This is a genomic window from Nocardia sp. NPDC052001, from assembly GCF_040680615.1.
GTDB lineage: Bacteria > Actinomycetota > Actinomycetes > Mycobacteriales > Mycobacteriaceae > Nocardia.
Window position 1 is genome coordinate 224,639 of record NZ_JBFAXC010000008.1, and the last position, 16,713, is coordinate 241,351.

A 16,713-nucleotide genomic window follows, 5' to 3' on the forward strand; every position below is an offset into this window, starting at 1 on the left:
AATCCCGATAACGCGGAGCCCACTACGGGGCGTGATCGGCGACAACGAATGTCCAGATGCTGGCCACGCGGGGAGCACTCAGCGTGCATTGACTTCGACGGAGCGTGACTGGCTCATCCCTGCGTGTGTGGGGAGCACACTTCCTGACCAGCGCGTCTTCACATTGCCGACGACTGCGCCCAATGTATGCCCAGTTCCCGCACCGGCAACGCCATAGTCGGCAAGCTCCTCGACGACATACAGGCCGGTGTCGGCCTGGACGAACAGCCCTTCGATTAGCGGCTGATCATCCGTTCGCGCAGCGCGGTCCGCGCCACTGCGGCCGCACCACGCACAACCAGTCCGGTCGCGACCAGCGGCGCGAACGCCATCCAGGGCGTACCCCGGTGGTAGTCACAGTAAAAGCGAAGGGCGCTGCGGTGGTGGGTGCGAACCTTGCGATAGGGCGCGGACCGCATACTGCCGCCTTCGCGGTGGCGGATCTCTACATTCGGATCCAGCACCACCCGATACCCGGCGCGGTGCATGTCCAGGGCCATCTTGGTTTCCTCGAAGTAGAGGAAGTAGCGGTCATCGAACCCGCCTACCGCGTCGAATGCGTCGCGGCGAAACAACATGCAGCAGCCGGAAATCCAGTCCACATCCGCCACTTCGGTGACCGGGGTACCGAAGTATCGGCGCGTGGCCGGATTGCCCGGCCACAGCCCACCCAACACCGCGTGCGCGATGCCGACCGCCAACGACGGGAACCGCCGCCCACTCGGATACGGGGCACCGTCCAGGCGAGCAATCCGCGGCCCGATCATGCCGATTCGCTCATCAGTCTTGGCGGTCTCGACCAACGTCGCGATCGATCCCGCCATGAGTTGTGTGTCGGGGTTGGCGACAAGAATCCATTCCGCGCTGGTCGCGGCGGCGGCCTGGTTGATCGCCGCCGCAAGCCCGACGTTGCGGCGGTTGCGGATGACACGGCCGCCGAAGGCTTCGACAATCTCAGCGCTGGCGTCGGTGGATACGTTGTCGACCCCGATCACATCCACCGCGTATGGCTCCACCGCCGCCGTGAGGGTCTCGAGGAAACCGGGCAGATCCTCGGCACTCTGGTAGGTCACCAGGGCCAAGCCAACGGTCTTTTCATCCGTGCTGGGCATGACGGCGAACCTACCACCGCTCGGCCTCCAACGCGCCGCCGATCACAGCACCGACCAGGCGGTCTGTCGCAACAAGTGCCTTCACCGGCAACACATAAGGGATAGTTTCGTTCCTGCTGACCCACAATTCCGACAAGGGGACATCACATGCGCGACTTGTCCAAACTGGTCAAGGCGTACGACATTCGCGGACTCGTCGGGGATGAGATGGACACCGAATTCGTGCGTGAAGTCGGCGCGGCCTTCGCGCTCCTGGTCGGAACTTCGGTCGCGCTCCTGCATGACATGCGGCCCTCATCCGAACCGTTCGCGATCGCGTTCGCCGATGGCGTCACCAGCCAAGGCCACAACGTAATCTTCTGCGGGCTCGGCTCGACCGACCTCGTGTACTACGCGGCCGGGCATCTCAATGTCGCGGGCGCGGTGATCACCGCCAGCCACAACCCGGCCCGCTACAACGGAATCAAGCTGTGCAAGCCGGGCGCGGCACCGGTCGGGCAAGACACCGGCCTGGCCGATATCCGGCGGACCCTCGAGAACGGTATCCCCGAATACCGGGGTACCCCCGGCAGAATCACCCGCCACGACCTGAGCCACGACTACGCGGCCTATCTGCGTGAGCTGGTGAACCTGTCCCATATCCGACCTCTACGCGTGGTGGTGGACGCCGCTAACGGGATGGGCGGACACATGGTGCCCATCGTGTTCGATGGGCTGCCGCTGGAGGTGACGCCGATGTATTTCGAGCTCGACGGCACCTTCCCCAACCATGAAGCGAACCCGCTCGATCCGGCGAATCTCGTTGACCTGCAACACAAGGTCCGTGAAGTCGGGGCGGATATCGGATTGGCGTTCGATGGCGACGCCGACCGCTGTTTCGTAGTGGACGAAAACGGCGTCCCGGTGCCACCCTCGGTGATCGTGGCCTTGATCGCTACGCGCGAGCTCGTCAAGACGCCCGGGGCATCGATCGTCTACAACGTGATCACCTCCCGCGCGGTACCCGAGATCGTCACCGAGCACGGCGGCACCCCGGCCCGTACGCGGGTAGGCCACACGTACATGAAATCGCTGATGGCACAGGAAGATGCGGTATTCGGCGGTGAACACTCCGGGCATTACTACTTCCGCGATTTCTGGCGGGCTGACACCGGGATGCTGGCGGCCATGCACGTCCTGGCGGCGCTCGGCACCTCCGATCAGCCGATGTCTGCACTGGTAGCCCAATACAGCCGCTACGTCGCCAGCGGCGAAATCAACTCCGAAGTCGCCGATACCACCGCCACGCTGGCCACCATCGAAAAGCACTTCGAGGGTGCGGAAACCGATCACCTCGACGGGCTGACCGTGCAGCTCGACGGTGGGGCCTGGTTCAACCTACGGCCTTCCAACACCGAGCCGCTGCTGCGACTCAACGTGGAAGCGGCCGATGCCGAGACCATGACCCGCATCCGTGACGACGTGCTCGCCCTGGTCCGTGGCTTACCTGCCGAACCTTCCTCCGAATGAGATGATGCCGCCGGACAACGCCGGGCGGCGCCACCTCGTTTCTGTTGTTCTGCAACGGTTCTCAGTCGTTGCCGCGTGGCCCAGCGACTCCGAATATTTCGTACAGAATCACGCGGCCAGTTGGTCACGGGCCGGACGCATCCGCAGGCCGCTCACGACATCCTGGGCGCCGATACCGGTTTGGCCGAAGCACGCGCGTATCTGGGTGACACGTTGGGCGCCAACAGCACCGCCAGGCTCGACCACGTCGATTTCCGCCGCCGAGCCCACGCCGCGGTCAGTCCAACCGATTCGCCGCTAACCGAATCGGTGACGTGACGCGGACGAATAGCCTGTAAGAGCAGAGCACGTCACTCGCCCGCGATCGCGTGAGTGCGGGCCGATATCGTGGACCGATGAGTGCCGCCGACTGCCCGGACTCGCGGTCACTGCGCATGGCACGCGCGTACCTGGGGAAGACCGTCGAGCTCATCATCGACCGGCCGTGCGGGAGCCTGCACCCCACCTACGGCTTTCGGTACGAAGCGAACTACGGCTACGTACCCGGAACTCTCGCACCGGACGGTGAGGAACTCGACGCCTACTATCTGGGTGAGTCAGTACCCCTGCGCAGTGCCCGCGGGATCTGCATCGCCATCGTGCACCGCACCGGGGACGATGATGACAAACTCGTCGTTGTCCCTGAGGGGTGCCCACTCGACGACACCGACATCGTGGCTGCGGTGGCCTTTCAGGAAATCGCCGGCCGGTATCGAATCGTGCGGCAATGATCGGGTGCTCAGGCTGAAGGCGTGCCCGGTCGGGTGATGAAGCGTGCGATGTGTTCGAGGCCGGGTCGATAGCCATCGGTGGTGTCGACCGTCAGTTGTGCGACTTCCAACCTCACCGGCACAAAGGGATCGATCGACTGCGCGTCGGCGGCCATCGCTGCGATAAGAGCGTTGTCGTTGTGGGCGCGCCGATGGGGGTTGATCGCTGCCCTTCCGGCTATGCGTTCGTACAGCACCGATTGCGGTGCGGTGCAATGGATGATGCGGATGTCGGCGAACTCGGCCAGGGGCGCGAGGTTGGGGCGCCACAGCGTGTCCTGGAACGCGGCTTCGGCGATGAGGCTGACACCGGCGCGCGCCAACACGGTCACGGTGTCGAAGAACGCGTGCAGCGCAGGAACATTGAGATCCTCGAACCCGGTCTCCGGAGATGATGTGCTGTTCAGGACCATTCCCTGCTTGATCTCGTCGCGAATGATCGCCGGAACGCCGAGGTCATCGGCGAGGGTGTGCGCGAGCGTTGATTTACCCGAGCCGGGTGGGCCGCTGACGATCGCGATCACCGGTGCCCCTGGGGAATTGGCCATGGCGAAGTCTGACAGTTCATGCTCGGTGTTGTGTTCCAGGCGTCCGGCGATGGGTCGGCGAGGCGGTACGCGATGACGCCTGAGTCGGCGGGTCAGGATCGACCCGCCGACTTTCCGACCGGAACACTTGCGTGCGCGATATGGATCGGCAAGCGTGGGCAGCAAGAGGTCGATATCTGCCGGTGAGGATCAGGGATCGGCATGACCCGAGGTCTGTGCCTACTGCGGGGAGGTCGAGTACATGCAGGAACGAATTCCGGTCACCCCGCGCAGAGCAGACCGCCACCGCACGTGGCAATTGTGGGCCGGACCTGCCCCGGCTCCGTTGGCCGAGGCCCACCCGCACCACGACATCCTCATGACCGGGATCGACGTGACGGGGTCCGACGGACGCGCAGAAGGCTGGGCGTGGGGCGGGCCGCCGCCCACCGAGAACGATCCGGTGCAAGGGGGCGGCTCCCACACCGAGGACGGTCGCACCGAATTCGTGACCCTGCGGTTCCTGGCTCGACTCCCCGCAGTCCATATCGAGACCACCCGGCGCACGTTCACCGTCGACGCACGCGCATTCCCGTCTCACTACGGGCTGAAGTTCTGGGCCCAACCCATGGAGTCGGGTGAAGAATTCGTCGCGGCCTACGCCGACCCCGGCCAACGGCCCCGACTCGACGACACTGCCCTGCGGTAGAGCCGACTCGTGCGACGCTGACCGGGTTGTTGGTTATCGATGGTGGCTGTGGGAGATGGTGGTGGTTGTGGCCTCTGGTGGTGTGCATCCTGACGTGGCGCAGGCGTGCGGACTTTTCGACTCTGTGGGGGTGGGGTTCTCGGGTGCGGTTCCTGAGGCTGCGAACTCCGAGTACGGGGCGTGTGTGGTCGAAATTGGTTGTGGGACTGCGAGATTCCGAGTGGGCAAGCTGACCCCGACCAAGGTGGGGTTGTTCGTGGCAGTGTGGCGACGCGCCGCCGATGGGTCGACCGAGCCGTTCGCTGCCGAGGATGGCACCGATGTATTGGTGGTGACGGTCCGTGAGGGGAAGCGGTTCGGGGAGTTCGTGTTTCCCACGTCCGCGTTGGCCGAGCACGGGATCGTGTCCACTGCGGGCAGAGGTGGTAAGCGGGGGTTTCGGGTGTATCCGCCGTGGTCGGTGACCGCGAGGGGGCAAGCGAGTCGATCGCAGGCGTGGCAGTGTGAGTACTTTCTCGACCTTCATGATGCGCGGCGGATTGACCTGGTGCGGTCGCGCAGGCTGTACGACCTCGTATGGCCTTGTGCGGCAACGTAATTCGTCATCACCATGGTGTCGGGTCGGGAGTCTTTTCGCCCATGCGGTTGATCGTCTGGCCACCGCGGGGCGGATCGCGCGCGATTGCGGGCTGGTAGCGCTCTCGGAGGAGGTGTGCGGGCTGATCGATCTGGTGGTGGATTGTGCGTGGATTACCGCGCAATCGCTTGCGCCGCTGGAGGTTTCGGCGCCGGTGCGGCCGGATTGGGTCGAGTTGGCCGAGGTGGCGGGGCGTGCGGATCGGGCCGATGAGGTGCTGCTGGCTCGGCATCCCGTCGACAGCATCTTCTCGAGCGGTCATGGCGCGATCCGTGCGATCGGTGCGGAGGTGCGGGCCGCGGTGCACAACATCGCTGCTGCCGCTCACGCAGTCGAATTGCTGCTTGTGCGTCGCGATGGGGCGCTGGTGTCGCCGTAGGCGGACCAGGACGCGTCCGGGCTGCGACACGCGCTCCCGCCTTCGGGTCCCGCGCTTGCCCTACCAGCGTTGATATCACTTGGGTATGACTCCGGTCCTACTGCGTCTGGTGGCGGCAGTTATCGGTGGAATCTCGTTGGTCATCGGCGCACCCGTGCTGGCGATGGCGCGACTGGCGGTAGCGATACCGGGAGTCCCGATCGCGGTGCGCAATAGAGCCCGGCTGGTGATGCTCGCGGCGGCGTTCGTGCTCGTGTACGAACTCGGGGGCAGCGTGGCGGTCCCCGGGCAGCGTGCGGGACGCCAGGGCGGATGCGATCGCCTGGCGGCGTTGAACCGGCGGTTCTACGGCTGGGGATTCGCCGCCGCCGGAGTCCGCCTCGAGTGTGCGCCGCCGCCGCGGGTGGCACCGGATCGGCCGGTGATCGTGCTGGCCCGTCACGCCGGGGCGTTCAACAGTGCTCTGATGGCTCATCTGATCGCCCGCGATCTGGGCCGCGACACCTACACGATCGCCAAACGGTGCGCCGCGTTCACCCCGGGGCTGCGCCGGGCCTATGAGGCCTCGGGAGTGGTGTTCTGCCGGTTCGATGAACAGGGCAAAACCCGAGCGGTGCAACAACTTCGAGAGCAAGCCGTCGGCGCGCTGCCGAGCGATGCGTTGCTGCTGTTTCCCGAGGGAACCAACTATTCGGCCAAACGCTGGCGCGAGGCCATCGCCGCGTTGCGCGCCGCGGGCCGCGACGCCCACGCGCGCCGCGCCGAGCAGTGCCCGCATGTGATGCCGATTCATCCCGCCGGTGCGTGGGCGCTGGTCACCAGCGCTCCCACCGCGGACGTGGTGGTGCTGGCTCAGACCGGGCTCGAGGACTTGGCTTCGGGGACAACAGGTTTGGGCTATCCGCCCAGCGGGCGCGGGGTCGTCGAGGTCGGCTGGTGGCATTTTCGCGCCGATCAGATACCGCGTGAGCGTGATGTGTTCGCGCTGTGGCTGAGCCAGCGCTGGTGCGAGGTCGACGCGTGGATCGCCGCGGCCCGGCGCGGCGAGCACCCCACCGCACCCGCGCTCACCGAGCCTGCCGCGCCCTCGATCCGAACCTGACACCGCTCCCGGCGAAGGGAAACCACCCATGGCAGAGGCGATCCCGAGCACGCGGCGAGATGGCGTGCCGCACACCGCGTTCGTGCTCGGCGGCGGCGGCATGCTGGGCGGCTATCAGGTGGGGATGCTGCGCGCGCTGCTCGAACACCACATCACCCCGGATCTGATCATCGGCACCTCGGTCGGGTCGATCCAGGGCGCGATCCTGGCCGCGGACCCGACCCCCGCGGTGGTGCAGGCGCTGACCTCGTTCTGGCAGGACGCGCTCACCCACAAGGTCATGGGGGTGCCGGTGCGGGCGCTGCTGGCGAATCTGGTGCGGTTGCGGCCGGCGCTGGCGACCCAGGATGCGTTGCGCGAGGTACTGATTCGCCATATCGGCGCGCACACCCGCATCGAAGACCTCGCGGTGCCGTTCCAATGCGTGGCGGCCTCGATCGAACGCTCCACCGCCCGCTACTTCGATTACGGGCCCGTGGTTCCGGCGTTGCTTGCCTCGAGTTGTATTCCGGGGCTGTGGCGGCCGCTGCGAATCGGCGCCGAGCATTACATCGACGGTGGCGTGGTGGAGACGGTGCCGCTCACGCGCGCGGTGTCCTTCGGCGCGAGCGAGATCTATGTGCTGCGCCTGCGCCAGCGCGAGCTGGCCCTGACACCCCCGCGCCTGCCGTGGCAGCTCGGGCAGACCGTGTTCGAGGTCTCGCGCCGTCATCGTCTCGGGCAGGTGATCAATATGCGCCCGGCCGGGGTCACGGTGCATCTGCTGCCCACCGGCGAGGATCTGCTCGAGCCGCCCGATACGGGCCTGCACACCACCCTCGCGCAGCAGTTGGAGGTGTTCGCCCGGCGCGTGCGGGCCGGATATGAGAGCACCGTGGCCTATCTCGAGGCCACCGAGGAACGCAAGACCGCGACGATTCGCTCCCGCACCCTCACCCGCCGCTCCCGCCGGGTGCGCGATGCCTCGGCCTCGGCGTCCCCGCTGGTGCGCGCCAAACTCACCCGATTCTTCGACCTGTTCGATCTCGACGGTGATCAACGGGTCACCGATCGCGAATACGCCCGGGCCGCGGACCGCATCTGTGCCGCGTTCGGTGTCGCGCCCGAGAGCGGCACCGGCGCGCGCGTGCATGGCGCGTTCACCGACTTCTGGGCCGGACTGTGCCGCGAGGCCGGGGTCGCGGACGGTGGGGAACTCGATCGCGACCGCTATGTCGCGGCGCTGGCCCGGCTCACCACCGATACCGCCGGATACGAGCGCAATGTGCTGCCCGCGATCGCGGCGATCCTGGCCGCCGCCGATCAGGATCGCGACGCGGTGCTCAATGTGGACGAGTTGCGGGCGCTGCTGACCGCGCTGCGCGTGGATACCGCCGATATTCACGCGGTCTCGCTGCGTCTGGACACCAACAATGACGGTGTGCTGAGTCTGGACGAACTCGACGAGGCGTTCTGCGACTACTTCACCAGCGACGAACCCGGCGCTCCGGGAAACCTGCTGTTCGGTGCCGCGCACTGACGCGGACGCCCCCGGCTCTACACTGCTTCTGCACGATCGCGTTACCGCAGTTCCAGGCATCGACTCTATCGGTCATGAAACGGAGCGGACGATGATCTCAGCGGGAACTCTGGTGCCGGACACCGTCTTTCGTGCCGGAACGCTGGTGCGCAGCGAGGATCTGCCGGTCTCGTTCCGGCCGCAGCACACCGGCGCGGCCTATCGCATCTGGTATCAGGGCGTGGGCTATGACGGGTCGGGCCGCATCGTCTCGGGCTCGGTGTTCGTGCCCGAAGGCGATCCCCCACCCGAGGGCTGGCCGGTGGTCAGTTACGCGCACGGCACGACGGGCCTGTCGGACCGCACCGCGCCCTCGATCGCGGGACTCTCGCGGCCCGAAGCCCGGCACGTGGGCATGTGGTTGCAGTCCGGATACCTGGTCACCGTCACCGACTACGAAGGCCTGGCCTCCCCCGGCCCGCACCCTTACTTCAACGGTGAGGCCGCCGCCGACGACGTGGTCGATATCGTGCGCGCCGCCCGCGGGCTCGGCCACCACGTGAGCCCGCGCTGGGTCGCGGTCGGGTTCTCCCAAGGCGGGCACGCGGCCCTGTTCACCGGGCTGATGGCCGGCAAATACGCTCCCGAACTCGACTTTCGCGGCACCGTCGCGCTCGCCCCGCCGGTGGAGCTGCCGATGATCATCGACATCCAAACCGCCGAGGACACCGCCGCGGTCACCCTGTTCCTGCCGTATCTGCTCGCCGGGCTGCGCACCACGCGCGGGCTGGCCACCGGCGAGTTCATGACCGGGCTGGGCCAGCGCCTGCTCGCATTGGCCGAACACGCCCCGGTGCGCGATATCCATTACGCGGTCGCGGTATTGACCAACCAGGACATCGGCACCACCGGGTTGAGCGCGCGCCCCGGAATCGAGGCCATGCTCAGCGACTGCCGCGTCCCGTGCGCGCGTTTCGATCAACCGGTGCTGCTGGCCGCGGGCACCGCCGACGAGGTCCTGCCCCTGGCCGCGGTCGAACACTTCGCCGCCGAAATACGCAGGGCCGGAACAGATATCGAACTCATCCGCTGCGCTGGAGCCGACCACACCGGCATGCTGTGCGCGGCACCGCGCATGCTCGCCTGGGTCGCCGAACGCATGAACGCCCCTCGCACCGCCGAAACACCCCTTACCCGACGGGGATTCGGGCTGCTGGACACCACCGGCGACGGCTACCTCACCATCGACGACTACGAAGCGTTCGGCCTGCGCCTGGTGCAAGCCTTCGGTGAAGCCCCCGGCTCGCCCCGTGCCCTGGCCGTGCGCGAGGGCTACCGCGCCCTGTGGCATTCGATGGCCGCGCGCGCGGACACCAACCGCGACCAGCGCATCACCGCCACCGAATTCCTCATCTGGCTGCACACCCACTGGGACGACGACGGTTTCGACCGCGACATCACTCCCCTGGCCCAAGCGGTCATCGACCTGGCCGACACCGACCGCAACGGCGTGCTGGACCGCGAGGAATTCATCGCCCTGCTCACCGGGTGCGAGCACACCCGCACCGAAGCCTGCGCCCTGTTCGACCGCCTCGACACCGACCACTCCGACACCATCACCACCGACGAACTCATCACCGCCATCCGCGACTTCTGCCTCGACCCCACCCCCGACAAACCCGGCGCCTGGCTCTTCGGCCGCGTGGGCTGAGATCCACCAAATCTGTTGGTATCACAGGAAATTCGAGATCACGCGCAGTCATCGCCGGGTCGGTCGATAGGTGCCATATGGCTCGCGCGATCGAGCATCCCGGCTCGCGCGGTCCGCACTCGCCCCCTACCTCAACCGCTGACCGCACGCAGGCGACCCACTGCGGTCGAGCCGGCCCGCTGTGCGGTGGCGTCCGCGGCCACGACGGCGGTCCGGTTACCGCGGCCCGCCGACCTGAACTCGGCTAGGACCCGGTGCCCAGGGGCTCGACGGTGGCCAGTTCGGTGAGTCCGCTGATTCGTAGCGCGGACACCAGCAGGGGGTTGCAGATCAGGTGCAGGCGCTCGGCGTGGGCGAACAAGGCGTTGATGGCACCGCTGTCGAGATAGTCGACGCCGCTGAGGTCGACCACGATCGAGGTGGCCTCGGACAGGGTGGCCGCCAGCGCGTCGTCGAACGCCGCGAGGTTGCTCATGTCGATCTCGCCCTGCACGATCAGCATCGGGCGGCCGTCGCTGTGCAGGCCGGTGCGCAGGGTCAGCGGAGTGCTCATGGGGCGATCCTCGCGTACATCTCGACGGTGGTCCCGGTCCGTCCGGGAACGATGGTGACCCGGTCCATCAGGCCGCGCATGAGGGCGATGCCGCGCCCGCGCCGCCCGACCGCGGTGGCGACGGGATCGGGGTTCTTCCAGGTGCCGCTGTCGGTGACCCGCAACCACAACTGGTCGGCCAAGGCGGTGGCGCGCAGGCGGATCACTCCGGCGGGGCGGTCGCGGTGGCCGTGCTCGACCGCGTTGACGCAGGCCTCACCGATGGCGATCACCACATCGCTGATCTGCTGGGCGTCCAGACCGCAGGAGGTGAGCCAGTCGCGCAGGGCGTGCCGGACCGGGGCCAGCTCGCCCGGATCGGCGCGGAAATCGATTTCCAGCGGTCCGGGCTGGCGATACAGCAGCAGTGCGACGTCGTCCTCGTAGCCGTCGGTCGGGGTCAAGGTGCTCATCAGGTGCCCGGCGAGGTCCTCGACCGGCTGGTTCCGGCCACCGTGGACCGCGGTGCCCGCCCGGGCGATCCCCTCGTCCAGCGATCGGCGGCGGCGTTCGACGAGCCCGTCGGTGTAGAGCAGCAGCGTCGCGCGCGCGGGCAGCACCAGCTGGTCCTGGGTTCGGGGCCGGTCGACGCGCACTCCCACCGGCAGACCGTGGACCGGACCCTCGAGGGTGGTGATGGTGCCGTCCGCGTGCACCAGGATCGGCGGAGGATGCCCGGCGCTGCTGTACAGGAGTTCCCCGCTGACCGGATCCAGGACCGCACAGAACACGGTCGTGCACCGCGCCCCGGGCAGCAACGCGGCGAACCGGTCGAGTCCGGCCAGCGCGGGGGCGGGCCGGGCGTGTTCGAGCAGCAGGGCCCGGCAGGCGCTGCGCAGCTGACCCATCACGGTCGCCGCGTCCAGCCCGTGCCCGACGCAGTCCCCGACCACGATGCCGATCCGCTGGTCCGCCAACGGCACGATGTCGTACCAGTCGCCACCCACCTGCAGCGGGCGGGTGGCCGGTTGGTAGCGCACCGCGAATCCGGCGGGCAGCCGGGCGGGACCGAGGATGGCGTGCTGGAGGGCCACCGCGGCCTCACGCTGCTGATCGATCTCCTGCACCCGGTGCAGGCCCTGGCCCAGTCGCGCGGCCAGCACCGACAGCAAGGTCAGATCCTGCGGCTCGATCGGCGGTCGCACGCCCAGATCGAGCCACACGACCAGCCGCCGTCGGGGATAGCCCGCGCTGACCCCGACACATCCGGGCTGATCGAGCCGCGGGGTCGACACCGGCGCCTGGGCCAGGGCCACCAGAGACTCGCGCAGGCTCACCTCGAGCCGGTCCCAGGCGTCGGTGCCGTGGATCAGTTCCGGTTCCGGGTCGAGCCCGGGCGGGTCCGCGAAGGTGGCCAGGATGACCCGGCGGGCTGAACAGATGCGGCGCAGCTCGCGTGCCGCGGCCCGCAGCGCGTCCGGCACGGTGTCCGCTGCCGCCAGCGCCTCGGCCAAGGCGGCCAGGGCGGTATCGCGTTGGGCGGTGTAATGCTCGGCGGTGATATCGCGGACCGTGCCCACGATCGCGTGGCGGCCCGCGGTCGGATTCTGCACCCGGTTGTAGGTGATGCGCACCCAGACCCGGTGCCCGTCGCGGTGCACCAGCGGCATCGTCGCCTCACCGCCGTCGGTCTCCACCAGCCGGGTGAACTCGTGCAGGGCCTGCTGATGGGCCTGCGGATCGGTCTCGGGGGCGGGCCACCACGGCAGGGGCGGGCGATAGGGCAGCGTATCGGTGCCGTAGCCGAGAATTTCGGTGAAGGTGGAGTTGATCTCGACCACGCCGCCGTCGGCGTCGGCGACGAAGAACCCCTCCTGCAATGAATCGATCAGCGCGGTATTCCATCGGGCGTGCTGATCGCGCAGGCGCGCCAGCTGCACCCCGGCGCGGACCTTGGCCAGCAGTTCGGCGGCGGAGAACGGTTTGACCAGGTAGTCGTCCGCGCCCGCGTCGAGTCCCTGGATCGAGGCCTCCTGGCCCGCGCGCGCGGACAGCAGCAGCACCGGCACACCGGCGGTGCGCCGGTCCGCGCGCAACGCCGCCACCAGCCCCAACCCGTCCAGCCGGGGCATCATGACATCGCTGACCACCAGATCCGGTAGTCGTACACGGATCGCCTCCCACGCGGCCTGCCCGTCGGCGACGCTCTCGACCTGATGACCGGCCCCGCGCAGCAGACGCGTGAGGTACTCACGCATATCGGCGTTGTCGTCGGCGATCAGCACGCGCGCGGGCGACCCCAGCGCGGCGGCGTCGACGACGACGGGCAGCTCCGAGTCGGTGATCGCGTCGGCGTTGGGGTCCGGGTCGGTGGCGGGCAGCCACCGCAGCGCTTCCTGGACGAACGGTTCGGCCGAGCCCGCCGCGATCTCCGGGGTGAGCGGTTGGGCGTCGATCACCGCCTCGGGTGGCAGATGCGCGTGGCCGTAGCGCAGCGCGATGGTGAAGGTGGTGCCGCGGTTCACCTGCGACTGCGCGTCGATGGTGCCGCCGTGCAGACCGATCAGCTCCTTGACCAGCGCCAGGCCGATACCGCTGCCCTCGGTCGAGCGCGAGCGCGCGTGCTCGACCCGATGGAACCGGTCGAACAGGCGCGGCATCTCCGCCTGCGCGATCCCGACACCGGTATCGATCACCGTCAGCACCGCGTGCTCGCCCTGGTCGCGCAGGCGCACGGTGATGGTGCCCTCGAAGGTGAACTTCACCGCGTTCGAGAGCAGGTTCAACACCACCTTCTCCCACATGCCCCGATCGAGGTAGACCGGCGCGGGCAGGCCGGGGCAGTCCACCTCGAACCGCAGCCCCGCCCGCTCGATCGCCGAGCGGAACACACTCGCCAACTCGGCGGTCACCGTCGCCAGATCGACCGGCTCGTACCGGGCCTGCATGCGCCCGGCCTCGATGCGGGAGAAATCCAGCAGCGCGTTGACGAGTTTGCCCAGTCGCAGCCCGTTGCGGTGGATCACCTCCACCTCTTCGCGCACCTCGGGTTCGGCCTCGGCCAGGCGGGTCCGCAGCTCCTGTACCGGACCGGAGATCAAGGTCAGCGGCGTGCGGAACTCATGGCTGATATTGGAGAAGAACGTGGTTTTGGCCCGGTCCAACGCGGCCAGCTCCTCGGCCCGCCGTTGCTGGGCCTGATAGCTGCGGGCCACCAGAATCCCGGTCGCGATATGCCCGGCGACCAACTCCACGAACCCGCGGTACGCCTCGTCCAGCAGCCGATACGGATTGAGGGCGGCCACCACGAACCCGACCGGCAGGGCGCCCTGCTGTGCCAGCGGCATCACCAATGCCTGGCGGGGAGGCTGGGACCAGGATCCGGTGGGCAACCCCGCAAACTCGTCCGGGGTGAGGTCGACCAGCGCCGACTCCCCCTGTGCCGTCGCCGCGATCGGCCACACCTGCTCGAGGTCCCGGGCCCGTATGCGCGTCGGTGCGGCCGGGTGCCCGCCCTCGATTCCGGTGGTCGCCACCAGCCGCGCGGTCGTATCGGGCTCGAACAGATAGGTCGCGGTGAAGGGAAGATCGCTGCGGTTGCGGTTCAGTTGATCGCCGAGGAACTCGAGGATCTCCTGTTCGGTGCTGATCACGCTCGGGTCCGAGCCCAGATCACGCAGTGTCGCCATGCGCCGCTCGCCGATGACGCGGTCGGTGTCCTCGGTGACCACACACAGCATGCCGACCACCACACCGTGGTCATCGCGCAGCGGACTGTAGGAGAACGTGTGATAGGTCTCCTCGGGATAGCCCGAGCGCTCCAGGAACAGCAGCAGACCCTTATCCCAGGTCGCTCGCCCGGTCTCGAGCACCCCGTCGATCCGCGGGCCGATGTCGTCCCAGATCTCGGCCCACACCTCGGCGGCCGGGCGGCCCAACGCCCACGGATATTTCTGCCCGAGGGTGTCGTGCCGGTAGGCGGCGTTGCAGAAGAACGTCAGCTCCGGACCCCACGCCATCCACATCGAAAACCGTGACGACAGCAGAATGTCCACCGCGGTCCGCAAACTCTGCGGCCACTCCGCCGGCACACCCAGCGGGGTCGCGGACCAGTCCACGACCGCCAGATCCGGACCTATCTCATCGTCGACACTGAACGACTCCGCCGATACCACCGCGTTCCCGTCCTCGGTTCCATCGTTCTCGTGCAGCCTGCGCTGGCGTTCCCGCGCGGACGCTACCAGACGAAGACCGCCTCGACCTGGGGATATCGGTGAGCGTCGACCGAGCGCACGAGTTGTCGGTCCGCCGAGCCGTGGTGAGTTCGGCGGGCGCGGGCGCGCGTACCCGCGGTCCGAACATCGTGTGGGGCACCGGGATCGGTGACCGCGTCCGGTCCGCTCCGAACGGTCGGCGCGGTGGATATCGCGGCCCGCGCCCACCGGCGGTGACAGCGCGCGCCCCGATGGCGTTGCGCGAGAACCGAATCGGGACACCACACCGCGCGATCGGAGTGCGGTCTCACCGCGCGGCCGTCACCGCCGGCCCCGTGCGAGCCCCGCCCGCGGGGGCGCGTCAGCGCGCGATCGAGATCGCGAAGGGCGCGAACCCGCGCGATCGAATCACGTGCGGTACGAACAGGATCGCCGCTTCGACAGCGCGCGCGGTCTCGATACCGCCGAGATCGGTGATCCATTCGCGTTCCCAGCCCAGGTCCGCGAGCAGACCGCCGACGATCGCCTTGGCCGCGGGGTCCTGCCCGGACAGGAACGCGGTCGGTGCCTGGGACAGCGAGCCCGGCGCGGTCATCACCGAGTACAGCATCGTGTTCAGTGTCTTGACCACCCGCGTATCGGGCAGCGCCGCCTGCAGCTGCTCGGCCAGGCTCGAACCGGGATACAGCAGAGCGGCGGGCAACCCGTCCGGTCCGTCGAGGGTGGCATTGGAGACATCGATCAGGATCTTGCCGCGCAACGGCTCACCCAGCGCGGTGAGCCGTTCGAGCGAGCCGGCGCCCGGGGTGGCGTTGAGGACGATCTGCGCGGCGCCGATCGCGGTGGCGGCCGCGCCCGGCGCGCGGTCCGCCACGCTCACCGTGTGCCCGGCGCGGGCCAGGGCGGTGGCCACACCGCTGCCGACACGGCCGTTTCCGAGAATCGCGAGTGTGCTCATCGTCAAAGTCCTTCTGGTTGTGAGGGTTTCGGTCAACGGGACAGGGTGGCGACCGTGGCGGCGTGCACGCCGGGCGCCGCGGCCAGCACGCTCTCACTCGCCAGGGTCCACGGGCGGCCCTGGGCGTCGGAGACGCGGCCACCGGCCTCGGCGACCAGCAACGCCCCGGGCAGCACATCGGCACGGCCACCGGCGAACTGCCAGAAGGCATCGATGCGGCCCGCGGCCACGTTCACCAGGTGCACGGTGGCCGGCACGGCGATCCGCACCACCAGTGCGTCGATGAGCATCTCGGTGATCGAGGCACCGACCCGGCGCACGATCGTCTCGTCCTCGTCCGGGCGGGCCTGGCTCGTGGCCACGATGCTCAGCCCCAGGTCCGCGGTCCCCGACACGTGCAGCGGTTGCCCGTCCAGGTGAGCGCCGCCACCCGCGAGCGCGGTATAGGTGTGCCCGGTCAGCGGCAGGTGGACCACGGTGAGCACCGGCCGGTTATCGCGCACGAGAGTGGCGGTCACCGCCCACTCCGGCAGCGCGTGCAGATGATTGACATTGCCCTCGACCGGATCCACGATCCACCATTCGCCCGGCGGCAGCGCGCCACCGTCGAACTCCTCACCCACCCAGCGCGCCTGCGGGCGCAGAGCCGCCAGGCGCGGACGCAGGATGTCGAGCACCGCGTTGTCATTGGCGGCGAGCGCGCCCATCAACTCCGCGCGGGTCCGGTACCGCACGACCTCGCCGAAGCGCTCGCCCAGCACCGCACCCGCGGCGCGCACGGCGATCACGGTCTGCGCGAGCAGATCGGCATCGGACGTGAAAGGTGTTGCGAGACTGGTGTTTCGGGATGTTTCGGACATGACTGGTGCTCCGATCCGAGCAAAGGGAAATAAGGTCAACCGGGGCGAGAATCGTGGTGTGCCGCGCCCGCACCTCGAACAGTAGGAGCGCCGATGATTAACATCAAGTGCATGTAA

General features: G+C 68.3%; 14 protein-coding genes. 8 read left to right on the forward strand and 6 right to left on the reverse strand.

Annotated features, from left to right (window positions below):
- Window positions 1–275 precede the first annotated feature (275 nt).
- Window positions 276–1,151, reverse strand: a complete 876-nt coding sequence (locus tag AB0L82_RS32465) for a glycosyltransferase family 2 protein (protein WP_364644961.1) — start codon at window positions 1,149–1,151, stop codon at window positions 276–278.
- 147 nt (window positions 1,152–1,298) lie between these two features.
- Here AB0L82_RS32465 and AB0L82_RS32470 point away from each other — a divergent pair, with 147 nt between their 5' ends.
- Window positions 1,299–2,660: a phosphomannomutase/phosphoglucomutase gene (locus tag AB0L82_RS32470; RefSeq protein WP_364644964.1), complete on the forward strand. Its 1,362-nt coding sequence runs from the start codon at window positions 1,299–1,301 to the stop codon at window positions 2,658–2,660.
- 395 nt (window positions 2,661–3,055) lie between these two features.
- Complete coding sequence (locus AB0L82_RS32475) at window positions 3,056–3,430, forward strand: inorganic diphosphatase (protein WP_364644967.1); 375 nt, start codon at window positions 3,056–3,058, stop codon at window positions 3,428–3,430.
- Window positions 3,431–3,438: 8 nt separating this feature from the next.
- Here the strand turns inward: AB0L82_RS32475 and AB0L82_RS32480 are convergent, their stop codons facing one another.
- Window positions 3,439–4,017 carry an ATP-binding protein gene (locus AB0L82_RS32480; RefSeq protein WP_364644970.1) on the reverse strand — a complete coding sequence of 193 codons (579 nt, stop codon included), beginning with the start codon at window positions 4,015–4,017 and terminating at the stop codon, window positions 3,439–3,441.
- A 241-nt stretch (window positions 4,018–4,258) separates the two neighbouring features.
- Between AB0L82_RS32480 and AB0L82_RS32485 the strand changes: the two genes are divergently transcribed.
- The 6 genes from AB0L82_RS32485 (at window position 4,259) to AB0L82_RS32510 (ending at window position 10,032) form a co-directional block, all read left to right on the forward strand.
- A complete protein-coding gene (locus AB0L82_RS32485; RefSeq protein WP_364644973.1) occupies window positions 4,259–4,705 on the forward strand; it encodes a hypothetical protein in 447 nt (148 codons plus the stop codon).
- A gap of 55 nt (window positions 4,706–4,760) precedes the next feature.
- Window positions 4,761–5,303: a MepB family protein gene (locus AB0L82_RS32490; RefSeq protein ID WP_364644976.1), complete on the forward strand. Its 543-nt coding sequence runs from the start codon at window positions 4,761–4,763 to the stop codon at window positions 5,301–5,303.
- Window positions 5,230–5,721, forward strand: coding sequence for a hypothetical protein (locus AB0L82_RS32495; protein ID WP_364645193.1), 492 nt, complete (start codon window positions 5,230–5,232; stop codon window positions 5,719–5,721). Before AB0L82_RS32490 ends, AB0L82_RS32495 begins: the two co-directional genes overlap by 74 nt.
- A gap of 85 nt (window positions 5,722–5,806) precedes the next feature.
- Window positions 5,807–6,823 carry a 1-acyl-sn-glycerol-3-phosphate acyltransferase gene (locus AB0L82_RS32500; protein WP_364644979.1) on the forward strand — a complete coding sequence of 339 codons (1,017 nt, stop codon included), beginning with the start codon at window positions 5,807–5,809 and terminating at the stop codon, window positions 6,821–6,823.
- 28 nt (window positions 6,824–6,851) lie between these two features.
- A complete protein-coding gene (locus tag AB0L82_RS32505) occupies window positions 6,852–8,342 on the forward strand; it encodes a patatin-like phospholipase family protein (RefSeq protein WP_364644982.1) in 1,491 nt (496 codons plus the stop codon).
- Between the two features lie 91 nt (window positions 8,343–8,433).
- Entirely contained in the window at window positions 8,434–10,032 is a 1,599-nt protein-coding gene (locus AB0L82_RS32510) for a lipase family protein (RefSeq protein ID WP_364644985.1), read from the forward strand.
- A 244-nt stretch (window positions 10,033–10,276) separates the two neighbouring features.
- On the opposite strand, the gene AB0L82_RS32515 is transcribed toward AB0L82_RS32510, so the two are convergent.
- From AB0L82_RS32515 to AB0L82_RS32530, 4 genes are all read right to left on the reverse strand, one after another.
- The gene (locus AB0L82_RS32515) at window positions 10,277–10,585 is read right to left on the reverse strand and encodes an STAS domain-containing protein (RefSeq protein WP_364644988.1); all 309 of its coding nucleotides are present in this window, start codon (window positions 10,583–10,585) and stop codon (window positions 10,277–10,279) included.
- Window positions 10,582–14,739: a SpoIIE family protein phosphatase gene (locus tag AB0L82_RS32520; protein ID WP_364644990.1), complete on the reverse strand. Its 4,158-nt coding sequence runs from the start codon at window positions 14,737–14,739 to the stop codon at window positions 10,582–10,584. The genes AB0L82_RS32515 and AB0L82_RS32520 overlap by 4 nt, the downstream gene beginning before the upstream one ends.
- Before the next feature lie 400 nt (window positions 14,740–15,139).
- Window positions 15,140–15,736, reverse strand: a complete 597-nt coding sequence (locus AB0L82_RS32525) for a 3-hydroxyacyl-CoA dehydrogenase NAD-binding domain-containing protein (protein WP_364644993.1) — start codon at window positions 15,734–15,736, stop codon at window positions 15,140–15,142.
- A 32-nt stretch (window positions 15,737–15,768) separates the two neighbouring features.
- Window positions 15,769–16,596, reverse strand: coding sequence for an inositol monophosphatase family protein (locus AB0L82_RS32530; RefSeq protein ID WP_364644996.1), 828 nt, complete (start codon window positions 16,594–16,596; stop codon window positions 15,769–15,771).
- Window positions 16,597–16,713 lie beyond the last annotated feature (117 nt).

Coding starts and splice junctions, on each gene's coding strand:
- AB0L82_RS32465 (WP_364644961.1), bottom strand. CDS start 1,151: ATGCCCAGCACGGATGAAAAGACCGTTGGCTTGGCCCTGGTGACCTAC.
- AB0L82_RS32470 (WP_364644964.1), top strand. CDS start 1,299: ATGCGCGACTTGTCCAAACTGGTCAAGGCGTACGACATTCGCGGACTC.
- AB0L82_RS32475 (WP_364644967.1), top strand. CDS start 3,056: ATGAGTGCCGCCGACTGCCCGGACTCGCGGTCACTGCGCATGGCACGC.
- AB0L82_RS32480 (WP_364644970.1), bottom strand. CDS start 4,017: ATGGCCAATTCCCCAGGGGCACCGGTGATCGCGATCGTCAGCGGCCCA.
- AB0L82_RS32485 (WP_364644973.1), top strand. CDS start 4,259: ATGCAGGAACGAATTCCGGTCACCCCGCGCAGAGCAGACCGCCACCGC.
- AB0L82_RS32490 (WP_364644976.1), top strand. CDS start 4,761: ATGGTGGTGGTTGTGGCCTCTGGTGGTGTGCATCCTGACGTGGCGCAG.
- AB0L82_RS32495 (WP_364645193.1), top strand. CDS start 5,230: ATGATGCGCGGCGGATTGACCTGGTGCGGTCGCGCAGGCTGTACGACC.
- AB0L82_RS32500 (WP_364644979.1), top strand. CDS start 5,807: ATGACTCCGGTCCTACTGCGTCTGGTGGCGGCAGTTATCGGTGGAATC.
- AB0L82_RS32505 (WP_364644982.1), top strand. CDS start 6,852: ATGGCAGAGGCGATCCCGAGCACGCGGCGAGATGGCGTGCCGCACACC.
- AB0L82_RS32510 (WP_364644985.1), top strand. CDS start 8,434: ATGATCTCAGCGGGAACTCTGGTGCCGGACACCGTCTTTCGTGCCGGA.
- AB0L82_RS32515 (WP_364644988.1), bottom strand. CDS start 10,585: ATGAGCACTCCGCTGACCCTGCGCACCGGCCTGCACAGCGACGGCCGC.
- AB0L82_RS32525 (WP_364644993.1), bottom strand. CDS start 15,736: ATGAGCACACTCGCGATTCTCGGAAACGGCCGTGTCGGCAGCGGTGTG.
- AB0L82_RS32530 (WP_364644996.1), bottom strand. CDS start 16,596: ATGTCCGAAACATCCCGAAACACCAGTCTCGCAACACCTTTCACGTCC.